We start from the raw sequence: 3,358 nt of genomic DNA, 5'->3' as shown, positions 1-3,358 counted from the left end.
TACAAGCAAAGCTTTTTATAGTTGTAAAAATGAATATTATAAAAATAAATCTTGTTCTCATATTAGGGCTAACGGTTACGGTTATCGCAAGTTGCGGGAGTAGGGACGTGGACTTGTCGGCTTAATCATTTTTTTTCTTGGTTTCTAAAACTACACTTTTTCTAGAATACCCGTTATTTGCGATGAACCGATGTTATGCTTCGTTTACTTAACTAATTACTAGCTTGATATTGCCAACCTCTTTCAGTAGCTAGTGCCTTTAATTTTTTTGCTTTTTTGGAGATATCTTTGTTTGAAAGTCCAGAATAATCTATTGAACAATGACCTTCAAATGGATCATTGTCAAGGTTCACTGGTAAATCATTTGAATCACATTCCTTTCTCGAAACAGAAACAGTTCCTACAGATTTTTTACCATCTTCTGTATAATGTTCGTAAGACTCTTCTGCTTCAAATATTTCGCCGTTGTAAACTGAAAGCAAGTTATCATCTTTTGGAGTAGGTTTAAAAACTTGAGAAGTAAAAACCTGTGAGGATATTTTATCGCCTTGAACAAAAGAGGGATGAACCTGTCTATGTAACAATGAATCCTCTTGCATTATATTCCAAAGGTTTGTTGTAGTTCTTTATTTAATTGAACCCATGAATCTTCTAAATTTAAATCTAATGATTTTTCAAAATCTGAATCATCTCTAAGATTTAATTTGTGAAGTGTTCCTTTTCTTTCTTTAAGGTCAACTTTTAATGATACTTCCCAATTGTCTGATGACCATTCGAACTGAGTATTACCATCCAACGTTGGAAAAATATAGGTTTCAATTTCTTCAATATTGAAATTACTATCTAATTTATCACTTAACCATTCAATTCCATTCTTATCCAGTGACAAACCTTCTCCTTCGAGCCATCCATCTTTTAATAGGGATAATTCTTCAAGCCTATAACCGGTATCAGTACTTTCTATTAAATTGATTTCTTCTATAGATTCGATTCTTATCAATTTAGAATTTTTACTAAATTTTCCTATACCATCAATAAGAACTTTTTGTCCACTTGTATAGCCGTTAAATGCTTTTTTTACAGTTTCCTCATTATTATCATTGTAGGATGATTCAATTTTTTTATTATTTACTAATTGAATTTGGAAAGTAGATTTGTCTTGATCCATTTCGAAAATTGTTCCTCGAATCTTTACTTCTTCTGTATATTCATTAGACTTAGAGGACGCTAAAATCAGTTTTCTTCTAGTCTCCTTGGTAAATCTAGCTTTACTTGATCCATGAGGATTAAATTCTATAGATTCGTTTTGACGCAGTTTTTTACCAAATTTATTGAAGTAATTGAGGACAGAATCAGGAGCGTATTTGTTTATGTCGCCTTCATTATCAGCAGCTTCAACAGCTTTAATAATGTTTTCTTTTGCTTCTTCAAAAAATGAAACATTATGATGTGGGAACATTCCAGCCATTGTAAATACAAGCATTATTTTAGGAATAGTACTTCCTGGCTCTAAACTTTCTAATTCGAATGATATTCCTTGGGTAAAGTTTTTTGGAATTCTTTGCCTATCCTGATTTTTTTCTAAATACAAGTGTTTAGCCATAGCGATAGTCATTTCTTGTAACGCTGTAAGATCTTCCAATAACTCTAAGGGTAATCTATGTTCTGTAAAACGATCACCTTCGAATTTAGGAGCGAAAATTTCTATCTTATTATTCATTGGTTAATAGGCTAAACCTTTCTATTGTCAAATATATAATTTCAAATTTTATTTCTCTTTATGATTCTCAGAATTTATGAATTCGAATCTCTCTTTAGTTAATGAAGCATAACGGTTACGGTTATCGCAAGTTGCGGGAATAGGGACGCGGACTTGTCGGATTAACTAATTTATTTCCTGGTTTCTAAAATTACACTTTTTCGGCAATACCCGTAATTTGCGATTAACCGATGTTGGCACGACGTGCATCTTTTCTAATAATTTCTTTATAAACTTTTAATTTGAAATTACTTATTTCAGTGCTTTCCTTGTTTTCAGGATCTCCAGTATCATCAGACAATTTATTCCAAGTTATTTCATCTAGATATTCGGAGTTTAGAAATTCATCGATAATATCAACTTCGTTCGAAGTGAATTCTAAATCTGCTCCAAATGGTAATTCGGAGTGATTAGAATTGATAAAATTTACTCGGAGTTGTCCGGCCATCTCATCATGCCATATATAGTAAAATAAATCAGAGATAGTTTTAGAAACATTGAGCTGAGACTTTCTATTCTCCTTTATGCGAGACAGAAAACTTATAAAATCGGTAGCTTTGAGTTTAGCCAAATACTTTTTAGAAATAGTAAATGATAGCATATTTTCATAAGTCTCATTTTCTACTTGAGAAGTTTCATCAATAAGAAAAACTTTATCCGCGATATATGATTCGTATTGATTGAAATATTCTTTTTTACTCATAATCTTATGCATGCGTGCCAACGGTTTGCGGTTATCGCAAGTTGCGGGAGTAAGGACGCGGACTTGTCGGATTAACTATTTTCTTTCTTGATTTTTAATATTACACTTTTTCTACAATACCGGTAATTTGAGATGAACCGCTGTTGTACACAGTTATTTTTACTCGATATAATTTTTTTGTTCCTCTTTTTTTATTGGATTATCGTTCTTATCAAATGTTGTTATAATGGTTCTATTCTTTCTTTGTTTATAAACCTCGTATTCTTCTAATTCTCCGCTTTGATCATAATATTCGATTCGAGAAGTCAATAATGAATTGGGAAAATAAATCTCTTTTGTTTCTATAGTTCCATCATTTCTATAGAAAGAAATTCTCTCGGGTTTGCCATTTATAAATTCACCGATAAGCTTTATTTTTCCATTAGAATAATACTCTTTTTCTTCACCATTGCATATGCTATCACAGTTCAAGAAATACCACTTTTGACTATGCAAATAATTTTCTGTAGCAAACAAAATTTTTGAAGTTCTAATCGTATCAATTTCGTTTAAGTCAATTGTTATAGTTTCTTGTGCAAGCCATTCTCCTCTTTCTATATTGTATGTTAGAATTTTGAGGTTATCGTTTTCTTTATCTGAATCAAATTCATAATACGGCTGGATAACTTTTCCAGAACAATTATCTATGAATATTATCGGCAAATCTTCTGTTTGAGCAAAAGTTTGCTGTATGAAGAAGAAACCAAAAATTATTAGCAGAATTTTCATAAAATAATTGTGTACAACGGTTCCGGTTATCGCAAGTTGCGGGAGTAGGGCCGCGGACTTGTCGGATTAATCATTTTCTTTCTTGGTTTCTAAAATTACACTTTTTCCACAATACCCGTTATTTGCGA

At 31.7% G+C, this 3,358-nt stretch carries 4 protein-coding genes; all 4 read right to left on the bottom strand.

Annotation, left to right across the window (positions count from 1 at the left end):
* Positions 1-212 precede the first annotated feature (212 nt).
* A complete protein-coding gene (locus tag ACSHZO_RS15715) occupies positions 213-599 on the bottom strand; it encodes a hypothetical protein (protein WP_298248405.1) in 387 nt (128 codons plus the stop codon).
* A complete protein-coding gene (locus ACSHZO_RS15710) occupies positions 599-1,720 on the bottom strand; it encodes a hypothetical protein (RefSeq protein ID WP_298248404.1) in 1,122 nt (373 codons plus the stop codon). The genes ACSHZO_RS15715 and ACSHZO_RS15710 overlap by 1 nt, the downstream gene beginning before the upstream one ends.
* A gap of 223 nt (positions 1,721-1,943) precedes the next feature.
* Positions 1,944-2,462, bottom strand: coding sequence for a hypothetical protein (locus tag ACSHZO_RS15705; protein WP_298248403.1), 519 nt, complete (start codon positions 2,460-2,462; stop codon positions 1,944-1,946).
* Between the two features lie 159 nt (positions 2,463-2,621).
* Positions 2,622-3,230, bottom strand: coding sequence for a hypothetical protein (locus ACSHZO_RS15700; protein WP_298248402.1), 609 nt, complete (start codon positions 3,228-3,230; stop codon positions 2,622-2,624).
* Between the last annotated feature and the right edge of the window lie 128 nt (positions 3,231-3,358).

It is taken from the genome of Christiangramia sp. 3-2217-3z, from assembly GCF_051195275.1.
Lineage (GTDB): Bacteria > Bacteroidota > Bacteroidia > Flavobacteriales > Flavobacteriaceae > Christiangramia > Christiangramia marina.
Note: the sequence above shows the minus strand (reverse complement) of the source record. Positions and strands in the feature narration are given on the sequence as shown.

Excerpts from the sequence above, each read along its gene's own strand:
- ACSHZO_RS15700 (WP_298248402.1), bottom strand. The coding sequence starts at position 3,230 with ATGAAAATTCTGCTAATAATTTTTGGTTTCTTCTTCATACAGCAAACT.
- ACSHZO_RS15705 (WP_298248403.1), bottom strand. The coding sequence starts at position 2,462 with ATGAGTAAAAAAGAATATTTCAATCAATACGAATCATATATCGCGGAT.
- ACSHZO_RS15715 (WP_298248405.1), bottom strand. The coding sequence starts at position 599 with ATGCAAGAGGATTCATTGTTACATAGACAGGTTCATCCCTCTTTTGTT.
- ACSHZO_RS15710 (WP_298248404.1), bottom strand. The coding sequence starts at position 1,720 with ATGAATAATAAGATAGAAATTTTCGCTCCTAAATTCGAAGGTGATCGT.